Annotated in this window: 15 protein-coding genes and 1 riboswitch; of the genes, 8 read left to right on the forward strand and 7 right to left on the reverse strand. The window is 67.4% G+C overall.

What is annotated here, in order from left to right; translation table 11 throughout:
• Window positions 1-6: 6 nt before the first annotated feature.
• A complete protein-coding gene (locus KF871_RS07850) occupies window positions 7-1,824 on the reverse strand; it encodes a TonB-dependent receptor (RefSeq protein WP_291140353.1) in 1,818 nt (605 codons plus the stop codon).
• A 73-nt stretch (window positions 1,825-1,897) separates the two neighbouring features.
• Window positions 1,898-2,158: riboswitch (cobalamin riboswitch) on the reverse strand.
• 43 nt (window positions 2,159-2,201) lie between these two features.
• Between KF871_RS07850 and KF871_RS07855 the strand changes: the two genes are divergently transcribed.
• From KF871_RS07855 to KF871_RS07865, 3 genes are all read left to right on the forward strand, one after another.
• Window positions 2,202-2,423: a DUF904 domain-containing protein gene (locus KF871_RS07855; protein WP_291140355.1), complete on the forward strand. Its 222-nt coding sequence runs from the start codon at window positions 2,202-2,204 to the stop codon at window positions 2,421-2,423.
• Entirely contained in the window at window positions 2,420-2,842 is a 423-nt protein-coding gene (locus tag KF871_RS07860) for a cell division protein ZapA (RefSeq protein ID WP_291140357.1), read from the forward strand. Before KF871_RS07855 ends, KF871_RS07860 begins: the two co-directional genes overlap by 4 nt.
• Before the next feature lie 272 nt (window positions 2,843-3,114).
• Window positions 3,115-3,927 carry a sulfite exporter TauE/SafE family protein gene (locus KF871_RS07865; RefSeq protein WP_291140358.1) on the forward strand — a complete coding sequence of 271 codons (813 nt, stop codon included), beginning with the start codon at window positions 3,115-3,117 and terminating at the stop codon, window positions 3,925-3,927.
• Between the two features lie 22 nt (window positions 3,928-3,949).
• On the opposite strand, the gene rraA is transcribed toward KF871_RS07865, so the two are convergent.
• Entirely contained in the window at window positions 3,950-4,447 is a 498-nt protein-coding gene (gene rraA / locus KF871_RS07870) for a ribonuclease E activity regulator RraA (RefSeq protein WP_291140360.1), read from the reverse strand.
• A 251-nt stretch (window positions 4,448-4,698) separates the two neighbouring features.
• Here rraA and KF871_RS07875 point away from each other — a divergent pair, with 251 nt between their 5' ends.
• The 4 genes from KF871_RS07875 (at window position 4,699) to KF871_RS07890 (ending at window position 10,236) form a co-directional block, all read left to right on the forward strand.
• Entirely contained in the window at window positions 4,699-5,145 is a 447-nt protein-coding gene (locus tag KF871_RS07875) for an SWIB/MDM2 domain-containing protein (RefSeq protein WP_291140362.1), read from the forward strand.
• Window positions 5,146-5,289: 144 nt separating this feature from the next.
• Window positions 5,290-7,113, forward strand: coding sequence for an adenylate/guanylate cyclase domain-containing protein (locus KF871_RS07880; RefSeq protein WP_291140364.1), 1,824 nt, complete (start codon window positions 5,290-5,292; stop codon window positions 7,111-7,113).
• A 26-nt stretch (window positions 7,114-7,139) separates the two neighbouring features.
• On the forward strand, window positions 7,140-8,237 hold the full coding sequence (locus KF871_RS07885; protein WP_291140366.1) for a phosphatase PAP2 family protein: 1,098 nt from the start codon (window positions 7,140-7,142) through the stop codon (window positions 8,235-8,237).
• Window positions 8,238-8,295: 58 nt separating this feature from the next.
• Window positions 8,296-10,236 carry a hypothetical protein gene (locus tag KF871_RS07890; RefSeq protein ID WP_291140368.1) on the forward strand — a complete coding sequence of 647 codons (1,941 nt, stop codon included), beginning with the start codon at window positions 8,296-8,298 and terminating at the stop codon, window positions 10,234-10,236.
• A 9-nt stretch (window positions 10,237-10,245) separates the two neighbouring features.
• Here KF871_RS07890 and KF871_RS07895 read toward each other — a convergent pair whose 3' ends face one another.
• From KF871_RS07895 to KF871_RS07915, 5 genes are all read right to left on the reverse strand, one after another.
• On the reverse strand, window positions 10,246-10,896 hold the full coding sequence (locus KF871_RS07895; protein WP_291140370.1) for a Crp/Fnr family transcriptional regulator: 651 nt from the start codon (window positions 10,894-10,896) through the stop codon (window positions 10,246-10,248).
• A gap of 9 nt (window positions 10,897-10,905) precedes the next feature.
• The gene (locus KF871_RS07900; RefSeq protein ID WP_291140371.1) at window positions 10,906-11,592 is read right to left on the reverse strand and encodes a LuxR C-terminal-related transcriptional regulator; all 687 of its coding nucleotides are present in this window, start codon (window positions 11,590-11,592) and stop codon (window positions 10,906-10,908) included.
• A 132-nt stretch (window positions 11,593-11,724) separates the two neighbouring features.
• Window positions 11,725-13,431 carry a thiamine pyrophosphate-binding protein gene (locus KF871_RS07905; protein WP_291140372.1) on the reverse strand — a complete coding sequence of 569 codons (1,707 nt, stop codon included), beginning with the start codon at window positions 13,429-13,431 and terminating at the stop codon, window positions 11,725-11,727.
• On the reverse strand, window positions 13,428-14,678 hold the full coding sequence (locus KF871_RS07910) for an MFS transporter (RefSeq protein WP_291140374.1): 1,251 nt from the start codon (window positions 14,676-14,678) through the stop codon (window positions 13,428-13,430). The genes KF871_RS07905 and KF871_RS07910 overlap by 4 nt, the downstream gene beginning before the upstream one ends.
• A gap of 85 nt (window positions 14,679-14,763) precedes the next feature.
• Window positions 14,764-17,190, reverse strand: coding sequence for a DUF1631 family protein (locus KF871_RS07915; RefSeq protein ID WP_291140376.1), 2,427 nt, complete (start codon window positions 17,188-17,190; stop codon window positions 14,764-14,766).
• A gap of 219 nt (window positions 17,191-17,409) precedes the next feature.
• Between KF871_RS07915 and KF871_RS07920 the strand changes: the two genes are divergently transcribed.
• Entirely contained in the window at window positions 17,410-17,649 is a 240-nt protein-coding gene (locus tag KF871_RS07920) for a hypothetical protein (RefSeq protein ID WP_291140378.1), read from the forward strand.
• The last annotated feature ends 2 nt before the right edge of the window (window positions 17,650-17,651 follow it).

The following is a 17,651-nucleotide window of genomic DNA, read 5'->3' on the forward strand; positions in this document are numbered from 1 at the left end:
CGGTGATCACTTGGGCGCCCAGCGCAGCGTCACGAACACGCCGCGCCCGGGCTGGTTGTAGCCACGCACGGTTTCGTAGGCTTCGTCGGTGACGTTGCGCAGCTGGGCCTGCAGCGTCCACGCCTTGGCGATGGCGTATTGCACGTTCAGGTCCAGCGTGGTGTAGCGCTCCAGCAAAAAGGTGTTGGCCGTGTCGTCGTAGCGATCGCCCACGTGCAGCAAGGTGCCGCCCACCGTCCAGGCGCCGCGGGTGTGGTCCACCCCCAGCGAGGCCTGCGTGTTGCTGCGCCGGGCCAGTTGCTTTTGCGTGACGAGGTTACGCGGGTCCAGGCTGTCGAGCGAGGCCCGCACCAGCCAGTTGCCGATGCTGGCGTCGTAGCTCAGGGTCCAGCCATCGATGCGGGCACGCGGCACGTTGGCCGGCAACGGCCCCGACGGAATGAAGCCGCGGATGCGGTTCTCGAAATACACCAGCTTGGCGGTCTGCCCGCCCTGGCTCCAGGTCAGCCCCACATCGGTGTTGCGGCCCTCCTCGGGCACCAGGGTTGCGTTGCCAAAGCCTGGGTAATAGAGCTGGTTGAACGACGGCGCCACGAAGCTCGTGCCGTAGGACACGTGCGCACGCCAGGCGGGCGCAAAGCGGTAGCCATAGCCCGCAAAACCGGTGGTGCTGTTGCCGAACTGCGAGTTGCGGTCATTGCGCAGGTTGAACTGCCAGCTGTGGGCGCCGGCTTCGCCGTTGAGGCCAGCAAAGACCGAGTTCACGCTGCGCTGGGTCACGGTGTACGCGGTCGCGCTGTCCACGCGCTGGGCCAGCCGCTCGACACCCAGCAACGCCACGCCCAGGGGCGTGTCCACGTCGTTTTGCCAGAGGAACTGGTCCTGCGTGGTCTTGAAGAAGCTGGGCAGCGTCGAGCCGACGATGGTGTTCGAGTCGTCAATGCTCTGCGACACCTGCACCTGCGTTTTCCAGCCCCGCAACACCTTGCCATTGACGCCCGCGCGCACCACGTCGGAGCTGAAGGCGTCGCGGGTGTCGCGGCCGGCGCCGTCGTCGTAGTGGTTGGTGCCTTCAGAGTGCAGCACACCCAGATCGAGCTGCCAGTCGCGGGCAAAGGCCACCCCCAGCGACGCATTGAGCGAGCGCTGACGCAAGGGGTCGCGGTCGGCGTTGTAGTTGCCGAACTGCACCGTCGGGTTGGTGGTGGAAAAACCATGGTCATTCAGCGTGGACGCATCGATGGCGTAGCTGACCTGACCGTCGCCGCCACGCAGCCCCACCCCGGCGGTGGCGAAATGTTCGCTGCCGACGCCCACGAAAGCGCTGGGGTGAAAGCCCTCGCTGCCGCGGCGCGTGAAGATCTGCACCACGCCGCCCACGCCGTCGCTGCCATACAGCGAAGACCCCGGGCCCTTGAGCACTTCGATGCGCTCGATGGCTTCCAGCGGCAGACCGCTCCAGACCGGCGTGCCGGTGGTGGCCGAGCCGTAGCGCACGCCGTCGATCAGCAAGATGGTGTGACGCGACTCGGCGCCGCGAATGAAGATGTTGCCGCTCTTGCCGCGGCCGCCATTGGTGGCCATCTGCACGCCGCCCAGGCGCACGAGGATTTCGGTGAGCGTCTGCCCGGGCATCTTTTCGATGTCGGCGCGATCGATCACGGTGACGTCGCTGACCAGGCTGTCCACCCGGGTGGGTGTGCGGTTGGCGGTGACGACGGTGTCGGCAAGGGTGGGAACGGCCTCCTGGGCGAAGGCGGGCACGACCACAGACAGGCTCAGCGAGAGCGCGGCCTGGGGCCAGAACGAAGCACGGGTTGTCATGGTGATGAGAAAAGCCAGAAGCCCTCACCGCCTTCCCCGACGGTGCCTGGGCGTCACAGCGGCACCGCTTGCGCAGCACCGCCACCTCGTTGGCCGGTATCCGGGCTGACAGCGCGACCGCCATCGCCTTCCCAGCGGTGCCCGAAGGCGCCAGCCAGTGGCTGTGTGATGGCGGTGGAACTCCCGGCGGCCTGTGACCACCGGTTGTCCCGTCTGCTTACCGTTGCGGGGGCAGCGCAGGTTAGGTTCGCCGCGCGAGCGGCTGGCCCTCCTGCTTCCCGTTGAACTGCGGCGAGAGAAGACCGCCGCGAGCACCAACGGCGTGGATTCTATGCCGATGCCACGCCTACAATGACCGCCGCACCCGGGACACCACCATGGCCGCCTCAAAGCAACTCGATCAGATCACCGAGAAAGTGGAGCGGCTTTTGCTGCGTCACGAAGAGCTGCAGCGCACCAACGCCTTGCTCGTCGAGCAGGTGCAGGCCCTGCAGGCCGAGCGCGATTCGCTCAAGTCCCGCCTTCTGGCCGCCCGCGCGCGCATCGACGCTTTGCTCGAGCGATTGCCGGCCGAACTCGAACGCAAGGAGCGCTCATGAACAAGACGGGCCACAAGCAGATGGAGGTCCAGATCATGGGCCAGAGCTACCTGCTCTCCTGCCCCGTGGGCGGCGAGGCACTGCTGCTCGAAGCGGTGGAACGCGTCGACACCGCCATGTGCCGCATCCGCGACGCCGGCAAGGTCAAGGCGCGCGACCGCATCGCGGTGCTGGCCTCGCTGAACTTGGCCTACGAGCTGTCGCAGATCGAACGCAAGGAAGCCGAGCGCGAGGCCGAGCGCGAAGCCGAGTCGCAGCAGTTCCAGGCCTCGTCGTTTGCCGGCGCCGATGGCAGTGCGATGGCCGAGATGGGTGGCGGCTTCGACACCGACCCCGTTGACCCGCAAACCCAGGCGCGCGTCGAGGAGCTGATGCGCCGCCTCGACCAGACGCTCGATCGCGACGGTCGACTGCTCTGAGCGGCCACCTCGACCAACGCCGCCCGTCTAAGTGCAGGGCTTCACCGACCGGTGGCCAGCACCCACCCGCACGTGCTTCTAGAATTCACCCCGTCTGCAGTGCGTGCCGGGCTTCAATGTCCTTGAACCAATGCTCATCGAGCCCGGGCTTGGTACATTGCGCGGCTGGTGCGAGCGTCTCGCGTCAGACGAACCCGAAGCCGCGTTGCCCTCGCCCACCTGAACCCCGGTTCAGGCTTTCGGCCCGGCGCCCACTTGCAGACACCTAATTCATGTCCCTCGAACCCCTGTTGATCGCCGAGCTGGCATTGCTCGGCCTGGGTACCGGTTTCCTTGCTGGCCTGCTCGGCATTGGCGGCGGCATGCTGATGGTGCCCTTCATCACCTTCATCCTGTCCAACCGGGGCGTCGCTGGCGACCTCGCCGTGAAGATGGCCATCGCCACTTCGATGGCCACCATCATCTTCACCAGCATCTCCAGCGTGCGCGCCCACCACAAGCGCGGCGCCGTGCGCTGGGACATCGTCAAACGCCTGGCCCCCGGCATCGTCACCGGCGCGGCCGTAGCCAGTCTGGGGGTGTTCGCGCTGCTCAAGGGCGCCTGGCTGGCCTTGTTCTTCGCGGCCTTCGTTGGCTTCTCGGCCACGCAGATGCTGCTCGACAAAAAGCCCACGGCCACGCGCACGCTGCCGGGCACGGCGGGCCAGTTCGGCGCAGGTGGTGTCATCGGGTTTCTGTCGGGGCTGGTGGGCGCGGGCGGTGGCTTTGTGTCGGTGCCCTTCATGACCTGGTGCAACGTGCCCATCCACAACGCGGTCGCCACCAGCGCCGCGCTGGGCTTTCCGATCGCGCTGGCCAACGCCGTGGGCTATGTCATCTCGGGGCAATCGGCGCAGAACCTGCCGGACGGCGCCATCGGCTACATCTACCTGCCAGCACTCGTGGTGATCGCCAGCGTCAGCGTGCTGATGGCGCCCGTGGGCGTGAAAGCCGCGCACGCTTTGCCGGTCAAGCTGCTCAAGCGCGTGTTCGCCTGCATCCTGTACATGCTCGCGGCCTACATGCTCTGGCGCGGCCTGCGCTGAGCCGCACCGGGCGCCTGCCCCGTCAGAGCGGCGAGGCGCTCACCACGATGCCGTCGTCGTCCGCGTACAGCCAGTCGCCCGGGCGCACCGGCACACCCTGAATCAGCACCGGCACGTCGCGCTGACCTTCGTCGCGCCGCTCGGTGGGCAAAGGCACCGGTGCCAGCGCGCAGATGCCGACGTCGCTCTCGATCAGTTCGGCGACGTCGCGCACGCAGCCATCGATCACCACGCCGGCCCAACCGTTGCGCGCCGCCGCCGCGCCCAGGTTGCCGCCCAGCAGCGCACGGCGCAAAGAGCCGCCGCCGTCCACCACCAGCACCCGACCCTCGCCCGGCGATTCCACCGCAGCTTTCACCTGGGTGTTGTCCTCGAAGCACTTCACCGTGCTCACCGGACCGGCAAAACGGCGCCGCGCACCGAACTGGCGCCACACCGGTGGCAGCACGCGAAACGCGCCGCTGGTGTCGCCCTTGTGGGCGTCGCACAGGTCACAGGTTGCGGGGGAATCTGCCGTCATCTCGAAGCTCCAGCCAGGTTGATTTGCGCGGCATTGTGGAGACAAACCTGCACGCATTGGCATTGGCGCGCATTCGCTTGCGCGCAAAGTGTTGTTTTCCCCTCTACAAACGCCCGATTTGCAATGACAGCGACGCGAGAAAAGCGAAGCACCTTATTGGAAGCCTGTGACAACTCCATTAGCATCTACACGCTTGTGTGAAAGCGCGTTTTCCGCAGGCGTTCACGTCAACTTCTAGAAGGAAATTCAACATGGCAACTGCGAAAAAGGCCGCCGCGAAAAAAGCGCCGGCGAAAAAGGCCCCCGCCAAGAAGGCGGCTCCGGCCAAGAAAGTCGTGGCGAAGAAGGCCGCCCCGGCGAAGAAAGCGGCACCGGCCAAGAAGGCCGCGCCGGCGAAGAAGGCGGCTCCGGCCAAGAAGGTCGCCGCCAAAAAAGCGCCCGCCAAGAAGCGCACCCCCAACGCGGCCTTCATGAAAGCGCTGACCCCCAGCGCCGCCCTGGCCGCCATCGTGGGCAGCAGCCCGCTGCCGCGCACCGAAGTCACCAAGAAGGTCTGGGACTACATCAAGAAGAACAAGCTGCAGGACGCAGTCAACAAGCGCATGATCAACGCCGACGCCAAACTGAAGGAAATCTTCAAGAAGGCCCAGGCTTCGATGTTCGAAATGACCAAGCTGGTCAACGACCATCTGAAGTGATGCGCCGAACGCACCGCCAAGGTGCGTTTGCTCCCGACAAAGCCGACGTTCCGTCGGCTTTGTCGTTTCTGCTCGTCCATCGCCGCGCGCGACCTGATCACGTGACCAACTGTGCGAAACTGCGTCGCCCTGTCACGCACCCCGATGAACACGCGTCCCTCGACCACGCCACCGCCCACCGACGCCATTGAAGCGTCGGGCAACTCGTTGCCGCCATTGCGGCACAAAACCGTTCTGGTGATCGATCTGGTCGAGTCGGTGCGATTGATGGCCGCCAACGAAGCGCAAGTGGTGAGTCACTGGCGCAGCTTCGTTCAATTCGCCACCAGTGAGGTGTTGCCCGAACGGGGTGGCCGCCTGGTCAAGAGTCTGGGCGATGGCCTGCTGGCCGAATTCGAGCACCCATCGCAAGCGGTGCGCGCAGCGCTGGCCCTGCACCGCCATTTCGACGCCGCCAACCGACAGTTGCCCGCCGCCGAGCAGATGTACCTGCGCGCCGGCATCAACGCCACGCAGCTGTATGTGGACGACGTGGACGTCTACGGGCACGGCGTTAACCTGGCCGCGCGCGTGGCCGATCTGGCCGCGCCGGGTGAGACGGTCGTCACCGCCAGCGTCTACGACGCGCTGGTGATCGGCGTGGACGCCGACGTGCAGGACCGCGGCGAGAGCTACCTCAAGCACTGGCCCGAGCCGGTGCGCACCTGGTCGGTGACGCCGGTCAATGAACACACCCCGGTGGTTCGACTGCCCACGCCGGCCGAATCGGCGAGCGATTTCCGACCCGGCGTGGCGGTGGTGCCGTTCGAGACACGTACGCATGCGCAGGAGCATTTCGTCATTGGCGAGCTGATCGCCGACGGCGTGATCACCCAGCTCTCGCGCAGTCAGGACCTGCGCGTGATCTCGCGCCTGTCCACCAGCGCCTTTCGCGGTCGTGGCTCGACGCCGGCCGAAATCGGCCAGCGACTGGAAGCGTCCTACACGCTCAGCGGCAGCTACGTGAGCTTTGGCGACAAGGTGGTCATCACCGCCGAGCTCAGCGACAACCGACGCAACGAAGTCGTCTGGGCCGATCGGCTGTCAGGCGACACGCTGGACCTGCTGCAGGCCGAGAGCGAACTCATCACCCGCCTGAGCGAAGCCACCGCCAGCGCGGTGCTGCACCACCTGGTGCAGCGCACCCTGGTGCAGCCGGTGCCGCAGCTGGAGAGCAATGCGCTGATGCTAGGCGGCATCACGCTGATGCACCGATCCACGCCGCGCGACCTCAAGCGCAGCCACGAACTGCTGGAGGCGGTGGTCGACCGCCACAAGCGCGTGGCCACACCGTGGGCCTGGCTGGCGAAGTGGCACATCATGCAGGTGGTGCAGGGCTTGGCGGCCGATCCGTCCAGGGAGTTCCGCGAAGCGATCGGCGTGGCGGATCGCGCGCTCGATCTGGAGCCCAGCAGCTCGCTGGCCATGGCGATCAAGGGACATGCGCTGTGCCACCTGGGTGCCGATGTGGATCTGTCCAGGCAGTTACTCGTTCAGTCGACCGAGATCAACCCCAACGATGCAATGGCGTGGCTCTACTTGAGCGTGTGGTCAACGCTCTGGGGGGTGCCCGACGATTCGGTCGCCGAAGCCGAAACGGCTCTGCGACTGTCGCCGCTGGATCCGCAGAAGTACTACTTCGAAATGATGCTCGCCAACTGCTACCTCGCTACGCACCGTTTGAGCGACGCGATCCGGCTGGGCCAGGCATCGATGAAAAAAAACCGCTTTCACGCGCCCACCATCCGCGCCGTGCTGATCGCACAGTTCGAGTCCGGCGACCTCACCGGCGCGCGGGGCAGTTTCGACATGTTGCGACAGGTGCAGCCCGATCTCACGATCGCGAAATACCGATCGACCGGGGGCGACAGCCCGATGCGCAAGCGCGCCGTGCATGCCTTTTCGGCTCTTGGCATGCCCGATTCCTGAGAGCCCGAAGAACAGAGAGGTCAATCATGAGCGGAGGTGTGAGCGGTGGCGTCAGCGGTGGCGTCAGCGGTGGCGTCAGCGGAGGGGTGAGTGGGGGTGTCAGCGGCGGGGTGAGTGGCGGCGTCAGCGGCGCCGTCGCATCGGCCGACGCGCTGATCACCAATCGCGCCGCCATCGTTGGCCCCTTTGATGGCCCGGTTCTTCAAGTGAAGTGGCCGCAAGTCAACGACCCTGCCAACCTCAAGCGCTGGGCGCCGACACCGCGCCTGCTGGCCATCGGCAACGAGCTGCAGGAAGGTCTGCGTGTCGACACCAATGCGCGCCGGCGCCGGGCCGAGTTGCACTTTGATCGCCGGGGCCGCAGCGACACCCTGGTCATGCTCGAAGGCCCGGACGAGCGCCTCATCAAGGAGCAACTGCCCCTGGTGGCCGCGTATGCCAACCTGCGCGCCGACCGCGCCGTCGAAATCGTCGACCAGATGGGCTATCCGGTGGCGTTCTGGTCGTCGGTGATCGGCATGACGACGCACCGTCACAAAAAGACGCTGGAGCTCATCGAGCTGGCCTATGCCTTCACCGCCAGCTTCACGCAGCGTTTCAAGTTCATCTTCTCGATCACACGCGCCGACGAGTTCTCGCCGCAGATCCAGGCCATGATCCCGACGCCGGGCCATGGCTCCTGGCCCAGTGGCCACGCCACCGAGGCCTTCCTCATCGCCACCTTGCTTGAGAAGCTGCTCGACGCCGCCGCACCGGCACGTGGGCGCCACCCTGGCAACGGCGCCGCCAGCCGCGAGCAGCTGCAACGCCAGGCCGCGCGCATTGCCGTCAACCGCACTGTCGCCGGTGTGCACTACCCCATCGACAGCGCCTGCGGCCGATTGCTGGGCACGGCGCTGGCCGAGTACATCGTGGCGCGCGCCACCGGCGGCAAGGTGCACGAACGCGGCTTTCACGCCGAGCTGTTCCGTGAACCGGACGGCGGCCCCAAGGACTTCTCGCTCGAAGACAGCATGGACCACGCGAGCGGCCACCCCTACACGCGGGCGCGCCAGGGCCGCACCGTGCCCGAAGCGCCGCTGCTGGCGTGGTTGTGGAACGAAGCCGTCAAGGAGTGGCCATGAGCCGCCGGGCCGCTCCCAAGGCTCATCGTTCCGCAGTGCGCAGCACGGAGGTGTTCTGATGAGCTGGCGGCCGCTGCCCAAGGGCCGTTTCACCGGCATCGACTGGTCCGCGCCGGGTGCCATCGATGGCATGGACCCCTACCTCGCCTGGGCCGAGGCCGATGGCTTCGTGGGCTATCACGCCCCTGGTCGACGCGATCAACCCCACTGGCTGCCCATCGTCATCGGCCTGCGCGAGGGCGCCGATGTGCGCCAGCTGGTGGACGCCAGCTCGACGCAGTGGTTGCAGGTGCCCACGGTCTATCTCCTGACCCCGGGCCTGCGCCACTGCACCGCGCGCGTCTCGCGCGACTTCTTCAAGGCCTGGCGCCGCCACCACCCGGTGCGCGCGCTCATCGAGCGCTTTGAACTGGGCCTGCCGGTGGAACACCATGCCCGCGCCCTGGCGCACTTCTGCCACCCGCACAAGCAACCGCGCCCGGTGCGCGACCGCCTGCACGGCCCGGTGCTGGGCGTCATCGACGGTGGCCTTGCGCTGGCCAACGCGGCGTTTCGCGACGGTCGCGGTCGCACGCGCATCCTGCGCTTCTGGCGCCAGGACAACTTCTACGGTGGCGTCTGGCCCGGCCCGATCAACGACGCCCGCGTGCCGCTCGACCCTCATCGCGCCGGCCCCATGCCGCACGACATGGGCTACGGCCACGAGCTGCACGCCACGCAGATCGACCGCGACATCGCCCGCTTCACCCAGCGTGGCCACTTGAACGAAGAGGCGCTGTACCGCCACCTGCAGCTGCCCGACCTGTCGCACCCGGTCAACCACGGCACCCACGTCACTGGCCTGGCCACCGCGCCCGGCGGCCTGCTCGATGCGGCGCGCAACGACTTCGCCAGCCGCTGCCCCATCGTGGCGGTGCAGCTCGACTGGGCCAATGTGCTCGACACCTCGGGCGGTGCGATGAACGTGAGCGTGCTCGACGGCCTGCACTACATCGTTTCGCGCTGCACCGATGACGCCGCCATCGTGACCAACATCAGCTGGGGCACGCTGGCCGGGCCGCACGACGGCACCTCGCTGCTCGAAGCCGCCATGGACGAGCTGGTGCAGGTGCTGGGCGGGAGACTGCAGATCACCGTGCCGGCCGGCAATGCCTACCAGAGCCGCACCCACGCCAACGCCACGCTGGCGCGGCGAACCTCGCTCGACCTGCACTGGACCACCCTGCCCGACGATCAGACACAGAGTTTTCTGGAGATCTGGCTGCCGGCCAACGCGCAGCAGGTAAACATCGGCATCTCGCCGCCCGATCGCCCCGATCAGGCGGTGACGCTGGCGCCGGGCGCTTCGGGCATGTGGGTGGGTGGCGACGGGCGTCCTCGCTGGAGCGCCATCTACCCGCACACGAGCGCACTCGGCAGCCTCGGCACCTGTGCCCTGATCGCGCTGGAGCCGAGCTTTCACCGCGAGGCCGGGCACGCACTGGCGCCGTTTGGCCGCTGGACCGTCAGCCTGCACAACCACGGCACCCAGCCTGTGACCTTCGACGCCTACGTGGAGCGCGACGACGTGGCACTGGGCGTCAACACCGGCGCCAAGCAGTCGTTCTTTGAGGACCGCAGCTACGACACGCTGGGTAACCTCAACGGCTGGGTGGATCACGCCAGCAACCCAACGCCGATCCGCCGCAGCGGCACCTTCAACAGCCTGTCCACCGGGCAGGCCACGGTGAGTGTGGGCGGTACGCGGGCGACGGACGACGGGCCACAAGCCCTGGCCCGGTTTGCGCGCTACTCGCCTCAGCGACCGGACCCCGACCCCACCCGGCCGCAGCGCCCGGGGGTGAAACTGGTGCCCGAGACGCTTGCGCCCAGCGACGACAACCCCGCCTTGTGGGGTGTGCGCAGCACCGGCACCTTGAGCGCCAGCAGCGCCCGACTGGCCGGCACCAGTTCGTCCGCCCCGCAGGAGGCGCGGCGCCGCCTCAACGCGCTCGAATAGCGCCGCGGCTCACCAGCGTGCCGGCAACGGCTTGATCAACCAGATCCAGCGCTCGCGCACGGCGATGAAGCCGCCAGTCTCCAGGTCCTTGAGCAGGCGGCTCACCATCTCGCGCGAGCACGCCAGGTGCTGGGCGATCTGCTGGTGGGTGATGCGCTCACGCAGCGGACGCTCGCCCTGCTCGTTGGGCTCGTGTGCCCATTCGGTGAGCAGCTTGACCAGACGCCCATAAACATCAATCAAGGCCACACTGCGCGCGCTTTCGGTGGCCAGCCGGGCACGGCGGATCAGCCGCGCCATGAGTTCGAGCGCGAACTCGGGGTGTTCGGCGATGTAGCTGAGCAGACCGTGGCGGGTGACCACCGAGCAGGTGGTGTTGTCGACCGCTTCGACGTTGGCCGAGCGCGGGCCACCGTCGAGCGACATTTCGCCCACGTATTCCAGCGGACCGTACAGGCCCAGGGTGAGCTCCTTGCCGCTGGCGTCGGCCACGAAGGCGCGAAGCCGGCCCTTGAGCACGATGAACAGCGTGTCGCCCGTATCGCCCTCCTGAATCAACAGGGCGCCACGTCGGTAATGGCGGTGCACGCCCTGCGCCGCCAGCGCTTCAATGTGTTGGGTGTCGTACGAATCGAGGTTGGAAGCGCTGGCTGGGGGCATCCGGGCAGATCAGGGGTGGTTGTAGGACCCCGAATTCTGCGTGACCGGTGTGACGATGCGCAAGGCGGGCACCACGGGCGGCAGGCTGTTGATCCGCTGCAGCAGACGGCGGATGCTGGAAGCGCCGGCTTTTTCGCGCAGGGTCTTGATCTGGCTGCGCACGGTGGACACGGCCACGCCGTTTTCCTGCGCGATCTCGTTGATGTCCAGGCCGCGGCACAGCGCCAGCAGCACCACCTCTTCGGTCGGGCTCAGGCTGAGCGCGCGGGCGAACATGCGCACGGCCAGGTTGTCGCAGACGTTCTGGCGCGAGAGCACCACCAGCACGGTGGGCTTGTCGTCTTCAAGCGGGTGCGACAGCGGGGTGAAGGCCATCGACAGGTCGCGCTCGGCCTCGCGCATGAGCACCAGCCGGCGCTGACCGCGCACCGCAGCGTCCAGCGCTTGCTGGATGCGCTCGCTGTGCTCGGGGGTGTTGCCCATGAGGCTGCCGCTGCAAGCGCGCAGCAGGCGGCGCTGGGCGAGTTCGTGGCGCGCCAGGTGGTTGGCGTGCAGGATGCGACCTTGCGCGTCCAGCAGCAGCAGACCGTAGTCGATCTCGTCGAACACGCGCAGCAGATGCGCCTCGCTCAAGCCGGACACGTCGTCGTGTACCAACTGACCACTGGACCAAACCTTGTCTGAAACCTGCAACATGGTGAACCTCCTGTTGAGACAGAAGTGTTCACCTCTGAGCGGCGACGCGATGTGTCGTGATGACGCGCAGTTTGTGATCTATTCACCAACGGCGTTGGGCGGGAGGGCATCGCGCGCCTGGCCGCTCAACGCTCAACGCCGCTTGAGTGCCGCCTCGCGAATGGCGCTCAGGGTGCCGCGGGTGGTGATGACCTCGGCGTCGAGCGGCACCACGATGACGGTGCCGCCGTCGTGGGCCAGCGCGCGTTGCAGGGCGGGCTCGAATTCCGCCGTGGCCTGCACACGCTCGGCGGCGTAACCATAGGCGCGCGCCAGGGCGCAGAAGTCGGGGTTGGAGAGGGCCGAGCCGCTCACACGCGCGGGGTACTCGCGCTCCTGGTGCATGCGGATGGTGCCGTAGCTGCCGTTGTCGAGCAGCAGCACGATGCTGCGCGCGCCGTGCTGCACCGCCGTGGCCAGCTCCTGCCCGTTCATGAGGAAGTCGCCGTCGCCCGCAATGGTGAAGGCGGTGCGGCCGGTGGCGATGGCAGCGCCAATGCCCGCCGGCACGCCGTAGCCCATGGCGCCGTTGGTGGGCGCCAGCTGGGTCTTGAAGCCGCGTGCCAGCCCCGGGTAGCGGTAGAAGCGATGCAGCCAGCTGGCGAAGTTGCCGGCGCCGTTGGTGAGCACCGCGTCGTCGGGCAACAGGCGCTGCAGCGTGGCGATGATGGCCGGCATATCGATCGGGCCGGGCAGCGTCACGCCTCCGTTGGCCGGGTCGATGTTGGCCAGGTAGTCGGCGTGGCAGCCGGCGGTCCACTGGCCCCAAGGCAGCGTCGGAGGTGCTGTCAGCACCTCCAGGCTGCGGGCCGCGGCGTTCATGCTGGCCTGGATGGCCAGCGTGGGCTGGTACACGCGGCCCAGCTCTTCGGCGCTGGCGTGGATGTGCACCAGCTTCTGGCGCGGCAGGGGCGCTTCGATGAGCGTGTAGCCGCCGGTGGTGCTTTCGCCCAGACGTGGGCCGAGCGCGATCAGCAGATCGCTCTCGCGCACCCGCTTGGCCAGGGCCGGGTTGATGCCCAGGCCCACGTCGCCGGCGTATTGCGCGTGGTGGTTGTCGAAGGTGTCCTGGAAGCGAAAAGCATTGGCCACCGGCAGTTGCCAGTTCTCGGCAAAGCGCTGCAGCGCGGCCGCGCTCTGCGGCGTCCAGCCGCCGCCGCCGGCAATCACCAGGGGGCGCTCGGCCGCCAGCAGCAGGGTGCGCAGTTCGCGCAGCGAGCCCGGGTCGCTCCAGGCCTGCACGGCGTCCACGCGGGGCAATGGCGCAGCGTCCACCTCGTGGGTAAGCATGTCTTCGGGCAGCACCAGCACCACCGGGCCAGGCCGACCGTTCATGGCGGTGGCAAAGGCGCGCGCCACGTACTCGGGAATGCGGCGCGCATCGTCGATGCGCTCCACGCGCTTGGCCATGCCCTTGGTGGACGGGCCGAAGAAGGCGGCGAAATCCACCTCCTGAAAGGCCTCGCGGTCGCGGGCATCGCTGGCCACATCGCCCACGAACAGCACCATGGGCGTGCTGTCCTGAAACGCCGTGTGCACACCAATCGAGGCGTTGGTGGCACCGGGCCCGCGCGTCACGAAGCACACGCCGGGCCGCCCGGTCAGTTTGCCGTGCGCTTCGGCCATGAAGGCCGCCCCGCCCTCCTGGCGGCAGGTCACGAAGCGGATGCGGTCGGCGTGCGCGTGCAGGCCGTCGAGCACCGCCAGGTAGCTTTCACCCGGCACGCCAAACGCGTGCGTCACACCCTGTTCGATGAGGCATTCCACCAGCAGGTGGCCACCCAGACGCGCGGCGCTCATGCGGCCACCCCGGTGCGTTTGCCCACGCCGAGCGCGGCGACCACCGACAAGGCCAGCGTGAGCGCGGCCCCCGACAGCGTCGCGGCGTACCACCCGTGGTCCATGAAGATGCCAAACAACAGCGGCGAGATGGCGAAACCCACATCCAGACCGGAGTAGACCGTGCCGTACACCCGGCCGGTGGCGCCCTTGGGGGTGGCGCGCTTGATAAGCAGATCGCGGCTGGGGCCGGCCACGCCAATGGCAAAGCCGGTGGCCGCCAGCACGACCATGGTGCCCTGCTCGCCAAACCAGCCGGTGGCACACACGGCCATCAACAAAGCGCCCAGGCCCATGGCCCAGGCCACCACGGTGTCGCTGGACACCTGGTGCTTGTGCCCGTAGACGGCCACGAAGCCGCCGGTGAACATGCCGGCCGCCGCGCACAGCATGTAGGCGCTGATGGTGAAGGTGGCTGCCTCCATCGACGTGCCGTACATGGCTTGCAGGATCGAAGGCGCAAAGCTCTGCACCACCGCCAGTGTCATGGTCGAGAGCAGGAAGAAGGTGAAACACCACCACACCACGGGCAGCTTGAGGAAGTCGAGATCGTTGGACGCGGTCGCATCACCCGCGCGCTGAGGACTGCGAACCACCACTTCCGTCTGCAGCTTGTCGCGCTGCCACCAAAGCAGCGCCAACACCCCCGCGTACATGATGGCCGCCGACAGGTAGGCGGTGCGCCAGTTGCTCATGGCCGTGATGCCCACCAGAAAGGCAGGCGCCAGCGCCCAGCCCAGGTTGCCCGTGAGCCCATGCGCGCTGAAGGCGTGGCCGAGCCGGGGCGCCGACACGCGCTGGTTCAGGATCGTGAAATCACAGGGGTGAAACGGTGCATTGCCGATGCCCGCAAGCACCGCCACGGCCACCAGGCCCCAGTAGCCGCTGGCCTGCGAAGCCACGAGGGAGGCCGCCAGGAAGCAGCCAATGGCCGAAAACAGCACCGGGCGCGCACCCACGCGGTCGACCAGAAAGCCCGAGAGCGCCTGGCCGATGCCGGAGATAACGAAGAACACCGCCATCAACAACCCGACGTCGGCAAAGCCGATACCGAACTCCCGGATGAAGACCGGGAACAAGGGCGCGAGCAGCAGATGAGAGAAGTGGGAGGTGCCGTGGGCCAGGCCGACGAGGCCGATGACGGTGGCGTCTTGCCGCAAGGGAACCGGGTTGGCAGGCGGCAGGCTGCCCAGGGTGGCGGTGGTCATGGGCGAGATGGTAGCCAGCCGGCGATGCCCGCGCTGGCCGCTGGGCGACACCGCGCGCGATGGTCCGCCTGCGCGCCGTGCGCGCTCAGTGCATGCTGACGGGTTCGAGCACCGGCGGCGGACCGGCCGTGAGCACGGCATCGAGCGCGGTCTGCACCACCGGGCGGGCCTCGACCGGGCGCAGCCAGCGGTTGCGGATGAGCCGGATGCACACACGCTTGGTCATCGAGTGCGCGCGCCCGCCGCGGCTGGTGAACATGAACAACGTGCCCCGGTTGCTGGCCCAGGTCAGTTGCGCGCGCAGCCATTCGCCGTGCGAGTACAGGTCGACCCAGGCGCCTTCCTTGAGCGAGAACAGCATCTGTTCGGCGTCGAAGGCGCTCTGCTCGTCCAGCGAACCGGTGGACGAGTCGAGGTCGACACCGTGCAGACCGCCGAAGTCGGTCGCGATGGTGTCCTCGAAACCGGCGTCGGCCAGTTCACGCTGGCCGATCCAGGGCTGTGCAGCCGCCTTGGGCACGCGCTGCTCGGGCGTGGCCGGGGTGAGCTCCTCGAGCACGATGAGTGCGGTCGCATCGCCTTCGAGCGGAATCGGGTCGGAGTGGCCGGAATCGCTGCGCACCTTGGCGCGGCGCAGGCCCAGCACCGGCTCGTGCAGGCGCAGCAACTGGTCAAAGAAACCGCGGGTTTCGTCTTCGGACTTGCCCAGCTCTTCCAGGCCCTGGCGCAAGGTCTTGACCAGGCCGGGCACGATGCGAAAGAGCTCAGCGGGCCGGCGCAAGGTCACTTCCTTGCGAATGCTCCAGAGCAGATCGGACACCGCCTTGCGGTAGGCATTGAGCCGATCTTGCGATTTGGGCAGCCCCATCTCGGCGGAGGCCAGCACCAGGGCCCAGCTGCCGTAGATGAAGTCGAGGATGAAGGCAGGCGCGTTCTCGATGTCGGGGCGCTGGCTCAGGTCCCAGGCGATCTGGTCGGCCTTGGCCTGGCGCTCCTCGGCATGGCGCAAGGCGTGCAGGCGATCGTTCTGAACGCTCTCTTCGCGCTCGTCCCTCGAGCGCCAGTCGCCACGCAATTTGTCGAGGACCTCACCAAAGGCCTTGGGGTCCTTGGCCGCGCGCTCGTTGAGCGTGCGAAACGCCTCGCGCACCGGACCGAAGAAGGACTCGAACTCTTCGCTGAATTCGTCGTTGTAGCGGAAGCTGCGCTGCGCCACGCTTTCGACGAGACGCCGCGCCGGGTGCGCGTCTTCGTTGAAGTAGCGCGGCTGGGTCATCGCCTGCTGCAGCAGGGCAGGCTCGAGCGCCACCACCGCTTCACGCACCGGCGCCAGCAGCAACGGGTCGCGCGCGACCTGGTTGACCAGCTTGCGAACCACGTCCAGGCCAACGGCCTGGGCTACCGACCTGGCTTGCGACTTGAGGTCGAGCAGCACCCGCGAGCGCTCGGTGGCGGTGGCCATCTCGCCCCAGGTCTGACCACTGAGCTGCGAGGCAATGCTGACGTGGCGCACCGGGCGATCCACCGCCGGCAACTCACGAAAACGCGTGCGCTCTTCTTCAAGCACCACCTCGTCGAGCACCGGAATGGACGCCAGCGCCTGCAACTCGGCCCGCGCCCGGTCGAGCGCTTGGAAGTAGTTTTGGTCGAGCGGCTTGTCGAACTCGCTGCCACCCTGCTCCAGGAACTGCTGCATCACGTCGTGATCGAGCATGGGCTCGGCGCGCGCCAGGTCGGCCATGGGCGGCAGCCACATGGTGTCGGCGTTGGCATTGGTGCGGTCGGGTTGCACGGCCTGACCGCCGGGCGTGAATTCGAAGTCGAGCAGATCGCGTTTGGGGTGCCCCGCCGGCTTGCTGGCTTGCGGGTCGGCCACCAGGCGCACGCGGTAGCTGGCTTCCTGCACGTTGGCCTTCTGCAGCATCAGCGCGAGCTGCTCGTACAGCGTGCGCAGCTCGCGTCCCAGTGGCACCGCCACGTGGCGCATCCACAGCGTGCGGATCTCGGGGTCGCCCTCTGACGCGGTCATGAGCTCGCGCAACACACGCACGTAGATCGAGGGGCGCAGGGGGTTCTTCTCGGCGTGCACCGAATGCAGGCCGATCAGCGAGCTCATGCGGGCATCGAGCACCGCGAGCGCCTGCTCCACCTCGGGCAGCAGGTTTTGCAGGATGCGCGCCGACTCGATCGATTCGTTAACTGCGCTTTCGTCGACCAGGGCGAGCAGCTGCGAGTTCGACAGCAGACCCATCGACGATGTACCACCTTCTTCGTACCCGTTCTGCAAGGCCACCTTGAGCTTCTGGGTGAAGGCCGCACCCCAGGTCTGGCGGTGCTTGAGCAGCGCGTACCACGCGCGCGCGCAACGGTCGCGCGCGGCGACGTCGCGCTCGTCCTTTTCTTCCTGCTGCATCGAACTGACGGCCAGATCGATGCAGCGCCCCAGACTGGGGGCGGCATGGCGAACGGCTTCATCGAAGCACTGCTCGAGCAGGGGCGAATTGACCGGCATGGTCCTCAACTGAATGGCAACACGTGACGCGGATCACGGTTATAGCCTTGAGCTGCGTGATCGATATGCTCATCGGCCGATTTCCGGACGACCTCCACGTTTGAGGTTCCAGTCGGTCATTGACGGGGCGCAGACGGCTGGCGCGATTCTTGAATGCACACAGTGCGCCAGGGCTATTCATGTGCACGTCACGCCGCTGGCGCACCGTTACAGATCGCCATGGAGACACCGCTTTACACCCGTACGTCTCAGGCCTGGCAGAACCTCGCCAAGCCAGACGCGCTGGACCGCAAGGCCCACACCCTGCTCCTGCTGGCCAATGGCCGGCGCACCCTGCGCGAGCTCTCGCGCCTGCTCGACGAAGACATCAGTGAGCTGGCCGCCCGCCTGGCGGACCTGGGCTATCTGCAAGACACCCAGGCCCTGGCCCTGACCGAGCCGGAAGACGACCTGGCCTAAGC

It is taken from the genome of Hydrogenophaga sp., from assembly GCF_019635465.1.
Taxonomy (GTDB): Bacteria; Pseudomonadota; Gammaproteobacteria; order Burkholderiales; family Burkholderiaceae_C; genus Hydrogenophaga.